General features: G+C 49.2%; 14 protein-coding genes. 8 read left to right on the forward strand and 6 right to left on the reverse strand.

All coding sequences use genetic code 11. The features are described from left to right. Positions 1-44: 44 nt before the first annotated feature. Both ppk1 and ppx read left to right on the forward strand, forming a co-directional pair. Complete coding sequence (gene ppk1 / locus IX31_RS14090) at positions 45-2,105, forward strand: polyphosphate kinase 1 (protein ID WP_034459141.1); 2,061 nt, start codon at positions 45-47, stop codon at positions 2,103-2,105. A gap of 40 nt (positions 2,106-2,145) precedes the next feature. Continuing rightward, a complete protein-coding gene (gene ppx, locus IX31_RS14095) occupies positions 2,146-3,687 on the forward strand; it encodes an exopolyphosphatase (protein WP_034459145.1) in 1,542 nt (513 codons plus the stop codon). 36 nt (positions 3,688-3,723) lie between these two features. Here ppx and IX31_RS14100 read toward each other — a convergent pair whose 3' ends face one another. Beyond that, positions 3,724-5,967 carry a sensor domain-containing phosphodiesterase gene (locus tag IX31_RS14100; RefSeq protein WP_034459148.1) on the reverse strand — a complete coding sequence of 748 codons (2,244 nt, stop codon included), beginning with the start codon at positions 5,965-5,967 and terminating at the stop codon, positions 3,724-3,726. A 348-nt stretch (positions 5,968-6,315) separates the two neighbouring features. Here IX31_RS14100 and IX31_RS22440 point away from each other — a divergent pair, with 348 nt between their 5' ends. Next, positions 6,316-6,504 carry a YfgG family protein gene (locus IX31_RS22440; RefSeq protein WP_072009456.1) on the forward strand — a complete coding sequence of 63 codons (189 nt, stop codon included), beginning with the start codon at positions 6,316-6,318 and terminating at the stop codon, positions 6,502-6,504. A 73-nt stretch (positions 6,505-6,577) separates the two neighbouring features. On the opposite strand, the gene IX31_RS14110 is transcribed toward IX31_RS22440, so the two are convergent. Continuing rightward, the gene (locus IX31_RS14110) at positions 6,578-7,489 is read right to left on the reverse strand and encodes a LysR family transcriptional regulator (protein WP_034459152.1); all 912 of its coding nucleotides are present in this window, start codon (positions 7,487-7,489) and stop codon (positions 6,578-6,580) included. Positions 7,490-7,590: 101 nt separating this feature from the next. On the opposite strand from IX31_RS14110, the gene IX31_RS14115 reads away from it, so the two are divergent. The 3 genes from IX31_RS14115 to IX31_RS14125 all read left to right on the forward strand — a co-directional run bounded on the left by IX31_RS14115 (position 7,591) and on the right by IX31_RS14125 (position 10,382). Beyond that, positions 7,591-8,700: an alkene reductase gene (locus IX31_RS14115; RefSeq protein WP_034459155.1), complete on the forward strand. Its 1,110-nt coding sequence runs from the start codon at positions 7,591-7,593 to the stop codon at positions 8,698-8,700. A 64-nt stretch (positions 8,701-8,764) separates the two neighbouring features. After that, entirely contained in the window at positions 8,765-9,325 is a 561-nt protein-coding gene (locus tag IX31_RS14120) for a DsbA family protein (protein WP_034459157.1), read from the forward strand. Positions 9,326-9,479: 154 nt separating this feature from the next. After that, the gene (locus IX31_RS14125; RefSeq protein ID WP_034459159.1) at positions 9,480-10,382 is read left to right on the forward strand and encodes a manganese-dependent inorganic pyrophosphatase; all 903 of its coding nucleotides are present in this window, start codon (positions 9,480-9,482) and stop codon (positions 10,380-10,382) included. Positions 10,383-10,453: 71 nt separating this feature from the next. Here the strand turns inward: IX31_RS14125 and guaA are convergent, their stop codons facing one another. Further along, a complete protein-coding gene (guaA, locus tag IX31_RS14130) occupies positions 10,454-12,031 on the reverse strand; it encodes a glutamine-hydrolyzing GMP synthase (RefSeq protein WP_034459162.1) in 1,578 nt (525 codons plus the stop codon). A 193-nt stretch (positions 12,032-12,224) separates the two neighbouring features. Further along, on the reverse strand, positions 12,225-13,691 hold the full coding sequence (guaB, locus tag IX31_RS14135) for an IMP dehydrogenase (RefSeq protein WP_034459164.1): 1,467 nt from the start codon (positions 13,689-13,691) through the stop codon (positions 12,225-12,227). Between the two features lie 169 nt (positions 13,692-13,860). On the opposite strand from guaB, the gene xseA reads away from it, so the two are divergent. Beyond that, on the forward strand, positions 13,861-15,243 hold the full coding sequence (gene xseA / locus IX31_RS14140) for an exodeoxyribonuclease VII large subunit (RefSeq protein ID WP_034459166.1): 1,383 nt from the start codon (positions 13,861-13,863) through the stop codon (positions 15,241-15,243). Positions 15,244-15,246: 3 nt separating this feature from the next. Here the strand turns inward: xseA and IX31_RS14145 are convergent, their stop codons facing one another. Continuing rightward, positions 15,247-15,468 (reverse strand): zinc ribbon domain-containing protein, encoded by a 222-nt coding sequence (locus IX31_RS14145; protein ID WP_034459168.1) that lies wholly within the window; start codon positions 15,466-15,468, stop codon positions 15,247-15,249. Positions 15,469-15,634: 166 nt separating this feature from the next. On the opposite strand from IX31_RS14145, the gene IX31_RS14150 reads away from it, so the two are divergent. Continuing rightward, a complete protein-coding gene (locus IX31_RS14150; protein WP_034459170.1) occupies positions 15,635-16,246 on the forward strand; it encodes a lysozyme inhibitor LprI family protein in 612 nt (203 codons plus the stop codon). Between the two features lie 69 nt (positions 16,247-16,315). Here the strand turns inward: IX31_RS14150 and der are convergent, their stop codons facing one another. Next, positions 16,316-17,821, reverse strand: a complete 1,506-nt coding sequence (gene der / locus IX31_RS14155) for a ribosome biogenesis GTPase Der (protein ID WP_034459172.1) — start codon at positions 17,819-17,821, stop codon at positions 16,316-16,318. Between the last annotated feature and the right edge of the window lie 11 nt (positions 17,822-17,832).

The following is a 17,832-nucleotide window of genomic DNA, read 5'->3' on the forward strand; positions in this document are numbered from 1 at the left end:
CGTGACGGCATTTTAACGTCCACGAAAACGGAGTGTGAGGGCTAATGGGTCAGGATAAGCTGTATATCGAAAAAGAACTGAGCTGGTTGTCTTTTAATGAACGTGTTCTTCAGGAAGCAGCGGACAAAATTAACCCGCTGATTGAGAGAATGCGTTTTCTCGGCATCTATTCGAATAACCTTGATGAATTTTACAAAGTTCGTTTCGCCGAGCTAAAACGGCGCATTCTGATCAGCGAAGAACAAGGTACGGCTCCTAACTCGCGCCATTTACTCAACAAAATTCAGGCGCGTGTTCTAAAGGCCGACCAAGAGTTTGATGGGCTTTATAACGATCTGCTGCTGGAAATGGCGCGTAATCAAATTTTCTTGATTAATGAACGCCAGCTTTCCCCAAATCAGCAAAACTGGCTGCGACACTACTTTAAACACTATTTGCGCCAGCACATCACACCGATCCTGATTAACCACGACACCGATCTGGTGCAGTTTCTTAAAGATGACTACACCTACCTTGCGGTAGAGATCATTCGTGGCGATGACATTCGTTACGCGTTGCTGGAAATTCCGTCCGATAAAGTGCCACGCTTTGTTAATTTGCCGCCAGAAGCACCGCGCCGCCGCAAGCCGATGATCCTATTGGATAACATTCTGCGTTACTGCCTGGATGATATTTTCAAAGGTTTCTTCGATTACGATTCGTTGAACGCCTACTCAATGAAAATGACTCGCGACGCGGAATACGATCTGGTCACGGAAATGGAATCGAGCTTGCTGGAACTGATGTCATCAAGCCTGAAACAACGTTTGACTGCCGAGCCTGTGCGTTTTGTATATCAACGTGATATGCCTGATGCGATGGTTGAAATGCTGCGTAACAAGCTGACTATCACCAATTACGATTCCATTGTACCAGGTGGTCGCTACCATAACTTTAAAGATTTCATTAACTTCCCGAACGTCGGCAAAGCCAATTTAGTAAACAAACCACTGCCGCGCCTGCGCCACATCTGGTTTGATAAATTCCGTAACGGTTTTGATGCGATACGTAATCGTGACGTGCTGCTCTACTATCCGTATCACACTTTTGAGCACGTACTAGAATTGCTGCGCCAGGCGTCATTCGATCCAAGCGTGCTGGCGATTAAAATCAATATTTATCGTGTGGCAAAAGACTCGCGCATTATTGAGTCAATGATCCACGCCGCGCACAATGGCAAGAAAGTCACCGTGGTGGTTGAGCTGCAAGCGCGCTTTGACGAAGAGGCCAATATTCATTGGGCCAAACGCCTGACTGAAGCGGGCGTACACGTTATTTTCTCAGCGCCAGGTCTGAAAATTCACGCCAAGCTTTTCCTGATTTCCCGTAAAGAAGGTGAAGAGGTGGTGCGTTATGCCCACATCGGTACCGGTAACTTTAACGAGAAAACCGCACGTCTTTATACTGACTATTCGTTACTGACCTGCGATGCGCGCATCACCAACGAAGTTCGCCGCGTATTTAACTTTATCGAAAACCCTTATCGTCCAGTGACATTCGAGCATCTGATGGTGTCACCACAGAACTCACGCCGCCTGCTTTACGATTTGGTCGATAAAGAAATTGCTAACGCGCAAAACGGCGAGCCGTCTGGCATCACGCTGAAACTGAACAACCTGGTTGATAAAGGGCTGGTTGACCGCCTGTATGCGGCGTCAAGCTCAGGTGTAAAAGTTAATCTGCTAATCCGTGGCATGTGCTCGCTTATCCCCAATCTGGACGGTATCAGCGACAATATCCGCGTAATCAGTATCGTAGACCGCTATCTCGAACATGACCGCGTGTATGTGTTTGAAAATGGCGGCGACAAAAAAGTGTATCTCTCTTCTGCCGACTGGATGACGCGCAATATTGATTACCGCATCGAGGTAGCCGTCGCTATTCTTGACCCGCGCCTGAAACAACGGGTGCTGGATATCATCGAAATATTGTTCAGTGATACGGTAAAAGCACGCTACATCGACAAAGAACTAAGTAATCGCTATGTGCCACGCGGCAACCGCCGTAAGGTACGCTCGCAACTGGCGATTTACGATTACATTAAATCTCTTGAACAACCTGAATAACGCCCTATGTCGACTATAAAACTATGTTGATGACAAAAACATGCCGATAAAAAAACATGCTCCACGACCGCAAGAATTCGCAGCGGTAGACCTTGGCTCGAACAGTTTCCATATGGTTATCGCACGTGTTGTAGATGGCGCGATGCAAATCATTGGTCGTCTGAAACAACGTGTTCATTTGGCCGATGGTCTGAATGCTGAAAACGAGTTAAGCGAAGAAGCGATGGAACGTGGGCTATCGTGCCTTGCGTTGTTTGCTGAACGCCTTCAGGGGTTCTCTGCGGAAAACGTCTGTATTGTGGGTACTCACAGTTTACGCCAGGCCGTAAACGCCGAAGAGTTCCTTAAGCGCGCCGAACAGGTTATCCCCTACCCGATTGAAATTATCTCCGGTAATGAAGAAGCGCGTCTGATTTTTATGGGTGTAGAACATACCCAGCCGGAAAAAGGCCGCAAGCTGGTTATTGATATCGGTGGTGGCTCAACGGAACTGGTGATTGGTGAAGATTTTGAGCCAATGTTGGTCGAAAGCCGCCGCATGGGTTGTGTGAGCTTCGCACAAAACTTTTTCCCAAAAGGGAATATCACCCCGGAAAACTTTAAACGCGCACGCCTTGCAGCGGTGCAGAAGCTGGAAAACCTCTCCTGGCAGTACCGCTTACAAGGCTGGAATGTGGCGATGGGAGCCTCTGGCACTATCAAAGCGGCTCATGAAGTGTTGGTAAATATGGGCGAAAAGGACGGGATTATCACCCCTGAACGCCTGGAAATGCTGCGTGACGAAGTGCTGAAGTACAAATCCTTCAACGCCATGAGCTTGCCAGGATTGTCGGAAGAACGTAAAGCCGTATTTGTTCCCGGCCTTGCGATTCTGTGCGGCGTTTTCGACTCGCTGGCAATTCGAGAATTACGTCTGTCTGACGGGGCTCTGCGCGAAGGTGTACTGTATGAAATGGAGGGCCGTTTCCGCCACCAGGACATACGCATCCGCACAGCGCAAAGTCTGGCAAACCAGTACAATATCGACAGCGATCAGGCTAAACGCGTACTGACAACCACTGAGCATATCTACCAACAGTGGGAAGTACAAAACCCGAAACAAGCTAACCCGCAAATGGCAGCGCTATTGAAATGGTCAGCGATGTTGCACGAAGTTGGACTGAATATTAACCATAGCGGGTTACACCGCCACTCGGCTTATATCCTCCAACACAGCAACTTGCCTGGCTTTAATCAAGAACAACAGATGCTCATCGCTTCGCTGGTGCGTTATCACCGCAAAGCAGTAAAAATTGATGACCTGCCACGATTTACGCTGTTTAAGAAAAAGCAGTTCCTACCGCTAATTCAAATTCTACGCCTGGGCGTGTTACTGAATAATCAACGTCAGGCAACAACTACACCGCCAACATTGGTGCTGGAAACTGACGAGCACCAATGGACACTGCGTTTCCCACATGACTGGTTCAGCCTGAACACTTTGGTATTGCTCGATTTAGAACGTGAACAGCAGTACTGGGATAACACACCTGGCTGGAAGCTTAAGATTGAAGAAGAAGCCAGCCCGGACACCACCGCCTGATTATTTACGTAACCAAACGCCCATCAGGGCGTTTGGTTACTCGGTATCTCGATTTTCCTGAATGACAAGCTTCTCGAGCAGAAGTGGCCGCCCAACCAAATACCCCTGGATATAATCAATCCCCAGGCTTTGCACGGCTGCTTTGACTTCCTCGCTTTCAACATATTCAGCAACCAACTGCATCTTTTTCATCCGCGCTAATTGGCAGATTGAGTGAACAATTTGGTAATCCAGACTACTGGTCAGTACATTGCGGATAAAACTACCGTCAATTTTCAGGATATCCGCGCTAATATCTTTCAGGCGCGCATAGCTGGCATACCCCGTACCAAAATCATCAATCGCAATCCGACAGCCCATATTTTGCAACATAGTCAAAGTCGCATTAGCCTGCTCAAGATTGGTTAATGAGTTGCTTTCGGTGACTTCGAAAATAAGCTGCCAGGGTTCAATTTTATAACGTTCCAGCAGACGTTTCACTTCGTTCGCAAACTGCAAACGCCCAACAGAAGCGGGGGTGAGGTTAATGGAGAAACGGCTACCAGGAAGCTGGCTCCGATATTTATTCATAAACTCAAGCGTCGCTTCTAATACCCATTTATCGATTTTAGAAGACAAGCCAAATTCATGTGCCACCGGCAAAAACGCATCGGGCATAAACATCGCATCCCCTTCGTTATCCCCTTTCATGCGCAGCAAGATTTCATGATACGAGTCGCCACGAATCCCTTCGATACGTTGCGCCATCAGGATGAAATTTCCAGAATCAATAGCGACTTGTAAGCGATTCATCATCGCCACTTTCTTTCTCACCGCATTCTGCACATGGTTGGTGCCTTGCTGCTGCAAGCTTTCGGGCTTTGATGTCGAAAGCGACAAATCAGCCATGGTGCTGAGCTCACCTAGCAGGAAATAAATATGGGTGACAGGTTGGCGTACATAACAAAAACTGATGCCGACTTGTGGCTGCATCGGCATACCATCCCACATAAAGCGGAACTGCTTAACACGATGGTCAAGGGCGTCGATACGCTCATGATAAGAGTCATAGTTCAACCGAACAGCCAGTTCATGGCCAGACAAGTGATAGACCCGCTCGTTAGGGGCTAATATCAGATGCAGATATTCATTGAGCTGCTGTTTGTATTGAATGCGGAGTTGTACTCCGTAATTACGACCTAAAAGCTCAAGTTCGGGTACACGTAGAAAAGCCAGCGCTGAACAAGGATAACGAGATAAGTCGCGGTTAAGCGCGCGCAAATTTGGCATTTGAACAATGGGGTCGATAAAAGCAACACGACGCGCTTTGCTATGCAAAAAACGCTGGCGTGTGGTGACAACTGCCATCAAATAGATGGTGATTGAAAACACAGCATAACAGGATGAAGCTATTGCCAGATGGAGCTGAAAGCCCATATATGGTGGCAAATAGTTATGAAAACCGCTGCACAGGATCGTAAGTATCACCGTCCATGACGTGGTGATAAACAGAAAACCAAAGCGCATCGCGCCCCATAACATTAGCGGCAGGATCAGCGTTAATGTGTAATCCGTTGTGAAAATGGTGCTGAAATCATTGAAGGGTACTAACAGCAGGCTAACCAGAACGACGACCAAAACAGCCCATAGCGTAATCTCAACTTTAGTCACACCCGACTGTATTTGAGCCTTCATCCGCGAGAAAAATGAAAAAATAAAACGCGGATTTCGACACATACGAATGACGAAATAAAAGAAAGGCATCCCCGTCAAACAGCCAATCAGCACTGCCTGAAAATTAATTAATGTCCGGGTATGGAGAGGGTTTTCAGCTCCGATATTGTTGGACACATCATACCAACCAAAGAAAACCCCTATCTGGTAGATAACTAAAAACGTTGCAGCATTAACTAACACCAACCACAACATGCGTTGAGCTGTAAATTTGATCGCGCCAAACATTACTGAGCTACGCCGTGGAACGAAAATACGGTAGCCACCCCAGCTAATCGTGATAGGGACGATAAAGTGAACTATTGCCAGTAATGCAGCAACTTCGCCTTTTAGGGGGACATATCGGAGGAGCAACGCAACAATAATTCCCGGAAGTGCAGCCCAACCGAAAATCAGCATAAACGCAGTCATTAAACCAAGTGGCATATAGACGAGGAAGACGCGCCCTCCGTCCATAATGGTATTAGCATTACACCATGCAGCTATAGGAAGCAGCAGACTCGGCAGCACCAGAGGAAGTGCCCACCATTGATTTTTATATTTGTTATACCAGCTTACCAAATGCATTAGTTATCGCCAAAAACCCTGTCGTCCAGCTCGGGTAAGTTTCAAACAGGCTTCCAACCTGGTCGATAAAACCATATCGCTATGGAATAGAGTGCAGATTCTAGTTAGGGATTGACTTACGAAGATGATCTAAATCAATTTCTTGATGGAGATTAAAGTACAAGAGTGAATAATTCAAAAAAATAACTGTATACATACTAATCAACTAATATTAAGAAATGTTTATATAACAGGGATAAATGATTTAGTGTGTTCTTCACCGATGACCCGGAATTGACCTTGGGGCATCACTGTGTATAAATATCCCCGTCGCCCGCAGTTGAAGGGTAAACATCAAGGATCATTTGCGTGACACAGGTTACGAGTATGCGAAGACGACATAAGTTTAACAATCGTATGACCCGCATTATTCTGCTCATCAGTTTTCTCTTCCTTTTTGGCCGTTTTGTCTATTCTGCCATCGGTGCCTGGTACCATCATCAGGACAAAGTAGAAGCACAGCAAAGCAGCCTGTCAGTGGATAGCACTAACCGGTAACGCCTTCTTTTAACTAAAAATTATTGCACTGACAACCGCCAGTGGGATTTTTCACGCCTATTGATCGGCCGATTTATTCATTATCCAACCAGTTGATGAAAAATTCGCTGAACATGGAAACCTGCAATGGCTGAAAGCGGCGCTGTGGGTAAACAAACTGGAGCCCCACCTGTTTTTTGTCGTGTCGGCTGAAGCCAATGAAACTGTCTGCCAACAACACCTTCAGACGCCCTTGTTCCACATCGCGTTTAACATCCCACCAGGATTTACTGGCAATACCGGCCCCGGCCAGCACCCACTGGCGCAAAAGTGCACCGTCGTTGCACACCATGGCAGGCGTAACACGTACACTTCGCGTTTCCCCTTCGACCTCAAAGCGCCACTCATTCATCAGCGTTCCACGTCGTTCCATCACCAGACACCGATGTTCATCCAGTTCATCTACTGAGGCGGGTTCTTGATGCACGGCAAGATATGCGGGCGATGCCACCAGCACACGGTGGTTTTGCCGAATGACTTTCGTTACCAGATTGCTATCGGGCAGGTTACCAAAGCGAATGCTCATATCAAGTCGCAAGGAAATCAGATCCACCACATCTTCACTGAGATACAGCGAACTTTTAACTTCCGGGTGTATGCGGGAAAAATCGAGTAGTGCAGGTGATAAATACTGACGCCCGAAATCAGACGGTGCGGCAATGCGTAGCGTGCCAGTGAGAATGCCCTCTTTCTGCATCAGTTTCGATTCGGCCAGTTCCACCTCCTCAAGTACACGCAGAGCGGCGTAGTAAAACTCCTCGCCGCTACGTGTTAGCGCAATGGCGCGTGTTGAACGGTTAAAAAATCGCGTCTGGTAGCGTTCCTCTAAAGCTTTCAGTCGTGCAGTCATAGTCGCAGGGGACAAATTCATCCGTCTGCCCGCCGCCGCCAGTCCACCGGCATCAACCACAGCAACCAGCAGGGTCATATCTTCGAGCTTTCCCATTATTCCAATTTCCTGAATAGACAATCAGATTTCAATGCCATTATCAAAACGACACCCCAGATGTAAAGTCAAGGCATCATAATTATCCCGGAGTCGAATAAATGAATTCACGTCACCTGTTTGAGGCCTCTCGTGTAGGGTCAGTTAAAACCCGTAGCCGTATTGTTATGGCACCGATGACCCGTTCTCGCTCCGCGCAGCCGGGCAATATCCCTACTGCGATGATGGCCCAATATTACCAACAACGTGCAAGTGCCGGGCTTATCATTACCGAAGCGACGCAAATTTCGCCACAGGGTCAGGGCTATTCCTGGACGCCAGGCATTCACTCGCAAGAGCAGATTAATGGTTGGCGTCAGGTTACGGATGCGGTTCATCAAGTGGGTGGGAAAATCTTCTCGCAACTGTGGCACGTTGGGCGCATGTCCCATGAAAGTTTTCACCCTGATGGCAAGCCAGTTGCACCTTCGGCACTGTCGCCGGATGCACAAGTTTGGGTCGTAGGCGAGGACGGTGTGGGCCGAATGGTGGACTGCCCCATTCCGCGCGAATTAACGCACGACGATATTTACAAGATTATTACTGATTATCGCCAGGCGGCACTCAATGCCATTGATGCCGGTTTCGATGGTGTAGAAGTTCATGGTGGCAACGGATATTTGATCGACCAGTTCCTGCGTCGCAGCTCCAACAAACGCACCGACGAATACGGCGGTAGCCTGGCAAACCGCGTGCGTTTTGCACAAGAAGTTCTGGAAGCGATTAGCGATGCCATTGGTGCAGACAGAATCGGTATTCGTTTGGCTCCGTTTATTACCCAACGTGGAATGGACGACCCGCAAGCCATTGAAGCGATTCTGGCACTGGCGGCCTGGTGTGAGCAAAAAGGCATTGCCTTTATCCACCTTGCGGAAGCCGACTGGGATGACGCACCTCAGGTACCGTATGAGTTCCGTGAAACACTACGGGCGACTTTCAGTGGCGCCATTATCGTGGCGGGGAATTACACCCAGGAGAAAGCAGAAAAGTATTTGGCAGCGGGAATCGTGGATTTGGTTGCTTTCGGTCGCCCGTTTATTGCCAACCCTGATTTCCCACGCCGCCTTGAGGAAAACTTGCCACTGGCATCTATTAGCAATCACGCAGCATTATTTGGCGGCAAAGATGTGGGTTATACCGACTATCCGGTCTGGTCTTCAGACGAAGTATAAATCCGTTGAATATCTGATAACTTGTTTCGCATACCAACGCTGAAAACATAATAAAGGGATCGCTATGAGTCAAAACGATAAACCGAATGCCCAGCCACTGGTCTGGGGTCATGGTCCACGTACATTTGAAGTTTTTCTTGAGCCGACCTGCCCCTACTCCGTTCGCGCTTTCAATAAGCTCGGTGCACTGTTGGAAAAAGTGGGTGAAGATAACGTCACGGTGAAAATTCGCTTACAGTCGCAGCCATGGCACATGTTTTCAGGTGTGATTGTGCGCTGTATTCTGGCGGCATCCACACTGCCAGAAGGCCGGGAAGCGGCGCTTAAAGTGATGCAGGCTGTTGCCGATCATCGTGAAGAGTTTGAGTTTGCCGATCATTGTAGCGGCCCAAATATGGATGCTACTCCGCAGCAGATTATTGATCGTATCGAAGGTTATAGCGGTGTGCAGTTGGCGCAGGCATTTGCCCACCCGGCTTTGCAGAATGAGATTAAATGGCACTGCAAATATGCCCGTCAGAATGGGATACATGTTTCACCAACCTTCATGGTGAATGGACTGGTGCAGGCCGATCTCGGCAGCGGTGATGATATAAGTGTCTGGGCAGAACGAATTTTAGCTTAAGCTGCGTAAAGAAAAACCCTCTGTAAAATGTGAACTGAGGGTTTTTTATTTCCCTTCATAACAGCGAATTTATGCTGCCCACTCTTAGGTTGTGAAATCAGAGCCGATGGCATCCTATACTCTGAAGACAGGAATTGTGACCAGGAGAGATTAAATGATACATGTCTTTGGCCATTTAAATCCGGACAGCGATACCGTCTGCACGGCCTATGTAGCTGCGCGTTGGCTAACGATTAAAGGGCAGCATGCTCAGGCGTTTCGCCTCGGCGAGTTAAATAGAGAAACAGCCTATATTTTCCACCATGCTGACCTGACGCCCCCACCACTGCTTAATGATTCTCTTGCTGGCAAAGATGTCTGGCTGGTTGATTTCACCGAACCCGCACAAGGACCGGCCACGCTCAATGAAAGCAATGTCGTTGGAATTATCGACCACCACCGTCTTGGCGGCCTGATCACTCAACTCCCTCCTGAAGTCTGGATTAAACCTGTCGGCAGCAGTGCAACATTATTATGGCAGTTGATGACCCCAGCTCATCGCCGTGAGATCTCCCCTAATGAAGCCATTTTGCTATTGGGCGCAGTGTTAAGTGATACCGTCGCCCTTCGTTCACCGACCACCACTGAAGAAGACCACCAGGCCGTTGATGAGCTCTGTGCTCTCACAAAAGTGGAGCGTGAAGATTTCATTCGTGATTTGCTAACGGCCAAGACAGATATCATCGGTTTGAGCGCGGATGAGTTGCTCAATAAAGACAGTAAAATGTTTGATATTTCGGGGAGTAAAGTCCTCGCCGCACAACTCGAACTATATTCTCTTGAGCAGGTAGAACCGCTTATTGATGAGCTTAAATCGGCGATGGAGCTGCGTGTCACTACATCAGGGGCTGGGTTGGTTGTATTGATGCTGACCGATATCAGCGCGGAGTGTTCAAGGCTCTATTTTGCTGGCCCGGCACTTGCCGATAATGCGTCCTGCACCATCGCCGGAATGCTAAGTCGCAAAAAACAGCTGCTGCCCTGGTTGCACACGCGACTCAGCCAAACGGCACCATAAAAAAAGCCCATTAAAAAATGGGCTTTAATTTGATGAAGAAACAACAGTTATTAGTGTTACCTAACGACTAATCATTCCCACTCGATAGTTGCTGGCGGTTTACCAGAAATATCGTAAACCACGCGGGAGATACCGTTAACTTCGTTGATGATGCGGTTGGAAACACGGCCAAGGAAATCGTATGGCAGGTGCGCCCAATGTGCGGTCATAAAGTCGATGGTTTCAACTGCACGCAGTGAGACAACCCAGTCATATTTACGGCCATCGCCCATCACGCCAACTGAGCGTACCGGCAAGAACACGGTGAATGCCTGGCTCACTTTGTTGTAGAGATCTGCTTTGTGCAGTTCTTCAATAAAGATCGCATCAGCACGACGCAGCAGGTCGCAATACTCTTTCTTCACTTCGCCTAATACACGCACGCCAAGACCTGGCCCCGGGAACGGGTGGCGGTAAAGCATGTCGTATGGCAGGCCCAGCTCCAGACCAATTTTGCGCACTTCGTCTTTGAACAACTCACGCAGCGGCTCAACCAGACCCATCTTCATCTCTTTCGGCAGGCCGCCCACGTTGTGGTGAGATTTAATGACGTGTGCTTTACCGGTCGCTGAAGCCGCAGATTCGATGACGTCAGGGTAAATGGTACCCTGCGCCAGCCACTTCACGTCTTCCAGTTTCAGCGCTTCTTCATCGAACACTTCAACGAACACGCGGCCAATGATTTTACGCTTCGCTTCTGGATCATTCTCGCCCGCTAACGCCGACAGGAAGCGCTCTTCGCCTTTAACGTGAACGATGTTCAGGCCGAAGTGGTCGCCAAACATATCCATAACTTGTTGCGCTTCGTTCAAACGCAGCAGGCCATTGTCTACGAACACGCAGGTCAGACGGTCGCCAATTGCGCGGTGCAGCAGCATGGCGGTAACGGATGAATCCACACCACCGGACAAGCCAAGAATCACCTTGTCGTTGCCGACTTGCTCACGCAGGCGAACAATCGCATCTTCGATAATTTTTGCCGGAGTCCACAGCGCTTCGCAGCCGCAGATATCCAGAACAAAACGCTCCAGCAGACGCAGGCCCTGACGGGTATGGGTCACTTCCGGGTGGAACTGCACGCCATAGAAACGTTTTTCTTCGTTCGCCATAATCGCAAACGGGCAAGTTTCGGTGCTGGCAACGGTAACGAAATCAGAAGGAATCGCGGTGACTTTATCGCCGTGGCTCATCCAGACATCGAGCAGTGGTTTGCCATCTGCACTCAGAGAGTCTTCAATGCCGCGAACCAGCGCGCTGTCAGTTACAACTTCAACCTGCGCATAACCAAACTCACGTTCAGTAGAGGATTCAACGTGGCCGCCAAGTTGCATCGCCATGGTCTGCATGCCGTAGCACACGCCAAATACCGGGACGCCTGCGGTAAAGACATATTCTGGTGCACGCGGACTGTTCTGCTCAGTGGTACTTTCCGGGCCACCAGAAAGGATGATACCGCTTGGATTAAATTCACGAATCTGTGCTTCCGTGACATCCCATGCCCATAGCTCACAGTAAACGCCCAGCTCACGCACTCGGCGCGCAACCAGTTGAGTGTACTGAGAACCGAAATCAAGGATAAGTATGCGATGTTTATGGATATTTTCCGTCATTGACGCTTATTCCGAGGCAAGTGAAACAGATAAAATAAATCGCCCTAAACAGTGGCTCTAAATAATTCGAGTTGCAAAAGGCGGCAAGCTCGAGAATCCCCCAGGAGCTTACATAAGTAAGTGACCGGGGGTGAGCGAGTGCAGCCAACACATTTGCAGCTCGAAGTATGACGAGCAATCAGGTCGAAAAGAATTAAGAACCCATACGGTAGTTCGGGGACTCTTTGGTAATTGTCACGTCGTGAACGTGGCTTTCCTGAATGCCCGCACCGCTGATGCGCACGAATTCCGCTTTGGTACGCAGGTCGTCGATGGTACCACAACCAGTCAGGCCCATGCAGGAGCGCAGGCCACCCATTTGCTGGTGAACGATCTCTTTCAGACGACCTTTGTAAGCCACACGACCTTCGATACCTTCCGGCACCAGTTTGTCGGCGGCGTTGTCAGTCTGGAAATAACGGTCAGAAGAGCCTTTGGACATCGCGCCCAGAGAGCCCATGCCACGGTAGGATTTAAAAGAACGCCCCTGGTAAAGTTCGATTTCACCTGGAGATTCCTCAGTCCCTGCCAGCATACCGCCAACCATCACCGCAGATGCACCAGCCGCGATGGCTTTCGCAATATCACCAGAGAAACGGATACCGCCGTCAGCGATTACGGGAATGCCCGTCCCTTCCAGTGCTTCAACTGCATCAGCTACCGCAGTGATTTGCGGAACACCCACGCCGGTAACGATACGCGTAGTACAGATTGAACCAGGACCGATACCCACTTTAACCGCGCTCACACCGGCTTCAGCCAAAGCACGTGCACCAGCTGCAGTCGCGACGTTACCACCGATGATTTGCAGGTCAGGATATTTGGCACGGGTTTCACGAATACGTTGCAGAACGCCTTCGGAATGACCATGAGATGAGTCAATCAGTAAAACATCGACACCAGCAGCCACCAGAGCGTCGATACGCTCTTCATTGCCTGCACCTGCGCCAACGGCAGCCCCAACACGCAGACGGCCCTGGTCGTCCTTACAAGCGTTAGGTTTACGTTCTGCTTTTTGGAAGTCTTTTACGGTGATCATGCCGAGCAGATGGAAATTGCTGTCTACAACCAGCGCTTTCTCAACACGTTTTTCGTGCATTTTGGATAACACGACATCACGCGCTTCGCCTTCTTTCACGGTAACCAGACGCTCTTTCGGCGTCATGTACACGCTAACAGGCTGGCTCAGGTCGGTAACGAAACGAATATCACGGCCAGTAATAATACCAACCAGTTCGTTACCTTCAGTCACGACAGGGTAACCCGCAAAGCCGTTACGCTCGGTGAGTTCTTTAATTTCGTGCAAGGTGGTTGTCGGCAGCACGGTCTGTGGGTCAGTAACAACGCCACTTTCGTGTTTTTTCACGCGTTTGACTTCAGAAGCCTGGCGTTCAATCGACATGTTTTTGTGAATGAAACCAAGTCCACCTTCCTGAGCCAATGCAATGGCCAGACGGGCTTCCGTTACGGTATCCATTGCTGCGGACAGCATAGGGATATTCAAACGAATAGTTTTGGTCAGTTGGGTGCTGAGATCGGCCGTGTTAGGCAGAACTGTAGAGTGAGCTGGAACGAGGAGAACGTCATCAAACGTCAGTGCTTCTTTAGCGATTCGTAGCATGGCAATATCTCAACCTGGGGTGAATGAGAACAGATAAAATATTGCCGCGGCATTATACAGAGCGGAATCGATTGCATCCACACTTTTTTCAGAAAACTCCTTGCCAAGTACGATATCGAAGGTACTATCGACCGAATAACTTGCTGATTTAGAATTTGATCCAGGTCACATGTCAACGATAAATACCCCTTCAATTTTTACTGTCAGCCGCCTGAATCAGACGGTCCGCATGCTGCTGGAACAAGAGATGGGGCAAGTCTGGATCAGCGGCGAAATTTCCAACTTTACCCAACCCTCTTCTGGCCACTGGTACTTCACACTTAAAGACGATACGGCTCAGATTCGCGGGGCAATGTTTCGCAACAGTAACCGGCGTGTGACTTTCCGCCCGCAACACGGGCAGCAGGTTTTGGTGCGCGCCACCATCACGCTTTACGAGCCGCGCGGCGATTACCAGATAATCGTTGAAAGTATGCAGCCTGCCGGTGAAGGGCTGCTGCAACAGCAGTATGAAGAATTAAAACAACGCCTCACCGTTGAAGGTTTGTTCGACCACATTCACAAGCAGTCATTGCCAACGCCTGCGCGCCAGGTTGGGGTTATTACTTCAAAAACTGGTGCTGCGCTGCATGATATTTTGCATGTGCTAAAACGTCGTGATCCCTCGCTGCCAGTGATCATTTACCCGACGGCGGTACAGGGCAACGATGCGCCGATGCAAATTGTTCGCGCCATTGAACTGGCGAACCAGCGCAAAGAGTGTGACGTGCTGATTGTTGGGCGCGGAGGCGGTTCGCTTGAAGACTTGTGGAGCTTCAATGATGAGCGTGTAGCACGAGCGATTTTCGCCAGTGCAATTCCGGTCGTTAGCGCCGTAGGCCATGAAACTGACGTCACGATCGCCGATTTTGTGGCAGATGTTCGTGCACCAACGCCATCCGCTGCGGCAGAGATTGTTAGCCGAAATCAGGTCGAACTGCTGCGCCAGATTCAGTCGCACCAACAGCGTATGGAAATGGCGATGGATTACTATCTCGCTCAGCGTACGCAGCGTTTCACTCGTTTATATCACCGCTTACAACAGCAGCATCCGCAGTTGCGTTTGGCGCGCCAGCAAACCGCGCTTGAGCGCCTGCAACAGCGCCTGAATGTCGCGATGGATGCAAAGCTGCGCCGTAGCACTCAACTACAGCAACGCCTGATGCAGCGTTTGAACCAACAGCAACCGCAGCCAAGAATTCACCGTGCGCAGACTCGCCTGCAACAGCTTGAATATCGTTTATCGCAGGTTGTTACCGCGCGTCTGAACAGTACTCGTCAACGTTTTGGCACAGCTATCGCGCAGCTTGAAGCTGTCAGTCCACTGGCAACTCTCGCTCGTGGCTATAGCGTGACAACGGCGACAGACGGCAAAGTGCTGAAGAAAACCAGACAGGTGCAATCCGGGGATACGCTAACTACGCGTCTTGAAGATGGTTGGGTGGAAAGCCAGGTCACCGGCATTACACCGGTGAAACCTGTTCGCAAGCGTAAAGCTGTAGCAAAAACTTAGAACTTAGTCAGCAACGGGCACGAACTCGACGCGTTTCTTTGAAATCAGCCCGTGGCCGTTCTGGCAGAAATAGTCGACTGCCCCACAGGCTTTTAATACTTCCAGTGGTCTGTGGCAATCCGGGCAGCGCGCTTCCAGGTGAAAATCCTGCTGACATGTTTTGCAGTGTGCACCTGAGTCTGTTTGCTGTAGCGGTTGTTCACACACGGGGCATTTAGTTTCCATCATTACTCCTGATAACACTTCTACGAAAGCTTGAGTTGTTGTCTTTGATGATAAAGACAAACATACAAATAAGCATCAATAACGCTCCTTGTCGCGTGTTCCCTCATTTGCTACTTATATTATAAGTATCCATTGAATATCACCGATTTCATCTAAAGGTTTGATAATGAAAAAGCTAACGTTAATAGCACTTGCCTTGCTTCCTCTGGCTTCATTTGCAGCTCCTCCACAAGCATTCAATTTTAGCTGTGGAAAAACAGGCGGCGTATACAGTGATGGTAATGGCGGCGTTTGGGTTGATGGCCAAAAAGCGACGATAAAACAGAGCAGCCCCACCTACTGGGAAGCAACCAGTGGAAAAACGGTTATCAGTATTGCGCGTTCAACAGACGGTAACCCTGACATTTCCTTCACAGGCCCGAATCGTACCCATGGGGTCTGTTTAGCCGAGGATGAAGTGAGTTTTGCCCCAACGGCACAGAAGACAACCTCAGCAAAATCTGGTCCTTCGTTTTCTTGCGCGGCGGTCACTAAAGGCAGTATGGAAGATCTTATCTGCCAAAGCTCCACGCTTTCCGCAATGGATCTTAAGTTAACCGAAACCTACAAACAGGCACTGGTAAAATCCCATAATAATACAACGCTTAAAGCTGAGCAGCGTGGGTGGATTAAGGGAAGAAATGAGTGCTGGAAAGAAGATGATAAAAACGCATGCCTTGCAAACTCTTATCAACAACGTTTGAGTGAGCTGCAAAGTAAGTATGATATCAAGGAATAACGGTTATAAAAAAACCCGGTGTAAAAACCGGGTTTTTCACTTTTCGTAAGCGGTAATCTGCGCGACGAATTATTTGCTTTTCTTGATGTGTTTAATCAAACGCTGGCGTTTACGCATCTGGTTCGGCGTCAGGGTGTTACGTTTGTTAGCAAACGGGTTCTCCCCTTCTTTGAACTGAATACGGATTGGCGTACCCATTACATCCAGCGATTTGCGGAAATAATTCATCAGATAGCGCTTATACGAGTCAGGTAGGTCTTTTACCTGGTTACCGTGAATAACAACGATTGGCGGGTTATAACCACCGGCGTGGGCATATTTCAGCTTAACGCGACGGCCACGTACCAAAGGTGGCTGGTGATCTTCAGCAGCCATTGCCATGATGCGGGTCAACAGCGCAGTACTTACACGGCGTGTTGAGCTGTCATACGCTTCACGAACAGATTCGAAAAGGTTGCCTACTCCGCTACCGTGCAATGCAGAGATGAAATGCACGCGAGCAAAGTCGATGAAACCAAGACGATAATCCAGCGTCTCTTTGACTTGCTCTCTCACTTCGTTGCTCAGGCCATCCCACTTGTTGACCACAATCACCAGTGAGCGCCCACTATTCAGGATAAAGCCAAGCAGGGAAAGATCCTGATCGGAAATACCTTCACGAGCATCAATCACCAGCAACACAACGTTGGCATCTTCAATCGCTTGCAGCGTTTTGATTACCGAGAATTTCTCAACAGTTTCAGTGATTTTGCCACGCTTACGTACACCGGCAGTGTCGATAAGAATGAATTCGCGATCATCACGTTCCATTGGAATATAGATGCTGTCGCGAGTGGTCCCCGGCATGTCGTAGACCACAACGCGATCTTCGCCAAGAATACGGTTAGTAAGCGTTGATTTACCTACGTTCGGACGGCCAACAATCGCCAATTTGATTGGTAGATCCTGAGGATTGAAAGCTTCTTCTTCCTCTTCTTCAATCTCTTCTTCGTCTTCAGTCACAATGCCATTTTTAGCATTGAATGCTGCCCAGTAGGCTGCATCTTCATCAATTTCTTCTTCCGGCTCACGCGGATTTTTTTCGTCAATGAAAGGAATCAGAACGTGTTCAAGGAGGGTTGTCACGCCGCGGCCATGAGAAGCAGCAATCGGGTGAATTTCACCTAAACCCAGAGAGTAGAAATCAATAACCGCCTGGTCTGGGTCCATACCGTCCGTTTTGTTCGCCACCAGGAAGGTAGGCTTCTGACGTGAACGTAGGTGTTTAGCGATAGCTTCATCGGCAGGCATCAGGCCAGCACGCGCATCAACCATAAACAGCACGACGTCGGCTTCTTCAATGGCCAGCAGCGATTGTGCCGCCATATGCGTTTCAACACCGTCTTCCGTACCATCGATACCACCGGTATCAATAGCAATAAATTCGCGACCTTCCACTTCAGCACGACCATACTTGCGGTCGCGAGTCAGCCCCGGGAAATCCGCGACCAGCGCATCTCGGGTACGCGTCAAGCGGTTAAACAACGTGGATTTTCCGACATTAGGGCGCCCGACAAGCGCAACCACAGGTACCATGATTAAAACCT

The organism is Buttiauxella noackiae (assembly GCF_000737905.1).
Taxonomy (GTDB): domain Bacteria; phylum Pseudomonadota; class Gammaproteobacteria; order Enterobacterales; family Enterobacteriaceae; genus Buttiauxella; species Buttiauxella noackiae.

Coding starts and splice junctions, on each gene's coding strand:
- ppk1 (WP_034459141.1), top strand. CDS start 45: ATGGGTCAGGATAAGCTGTATATCGAAAAAGAACTGAGCTGGTTGTCT.
- ppx (WP_034459145.1), top strand. CDS start 2,146: ATGCCGATAAAAAAACATGCTCCACGACCGCAAGAATTCGCAGCGGTA.
- IX31_RS14100 (WP_034459148.1), bottom strand. CDS start 5,967: ATGCATTTGGTAAGCTGGTATAACAAATATAAAAATCAATGGTGGGCA.
- IX31_RS14110 (WP_034459152.1), bottom strand. CDS start 7,489: ATGGGAAAGCTCGAAGATATGACCCTGCTGGTTGCTGTGGTTGATGCC.
- IX31_RS14115 (WP_034459155.1), top strand. CDS start 7,591: ATGAATTCACGTCACCTGTTTGAGGCCTCTCGTGTAGGGTCAGTTAAA.
- IX31_RS14120 (WP_034459157.1), top strand. CDS start 8,765: ATGAGTCAAAACGATAAACCGAATGCCCAGCCACTGGTCTGGGGTCAT.
- IX31_RS14125 (WP_034459159.1), top strand. CDS start 9,480: ATGATACATGTCTTTGGCCATTTAAATCCGGACAGCGATACCGTCTGC.
- guaA (WP_034459162.1), bottom strand. CDS start 12,031: ATGACGGAAAATATCCATAAACATCGCATACTTATCCTTGATTTCGGT.
- guaB (WP_034459164.1), bottom strand. CDS start 13,691: ATGCTACGAATCGCTAAAGAAGCACTGACGTTTGATGACGTTCTCCTC.
- xseA (WP_034459166.1), top strand. CDS start 13,861: ATGTCAACGATAAATACCCCTTCAATTTTTACTGTCAGCCGCCTGAAT.
- IX31_RS14145 (WP_034459168.1), bottom strand. CDS start 15,468: ATGGAAACTAAATGCCCCGTGTGTGAACAACCGCTACAGCAAACAGAC.
- IX31_RS14150 (WP_034459170.1), top strand. CDS start 15,635: ATGAAAAAGCTAACGTTAATAGCACTTGCCTTGCTTCCTCTGGCTTCA.
- der (WP_034459172.1), bottom strand. CDS start 17,821: ATGGTACCTGTGGTTGCGCTTGTCGGGCGCCCTAATGTCGGAAAATCC.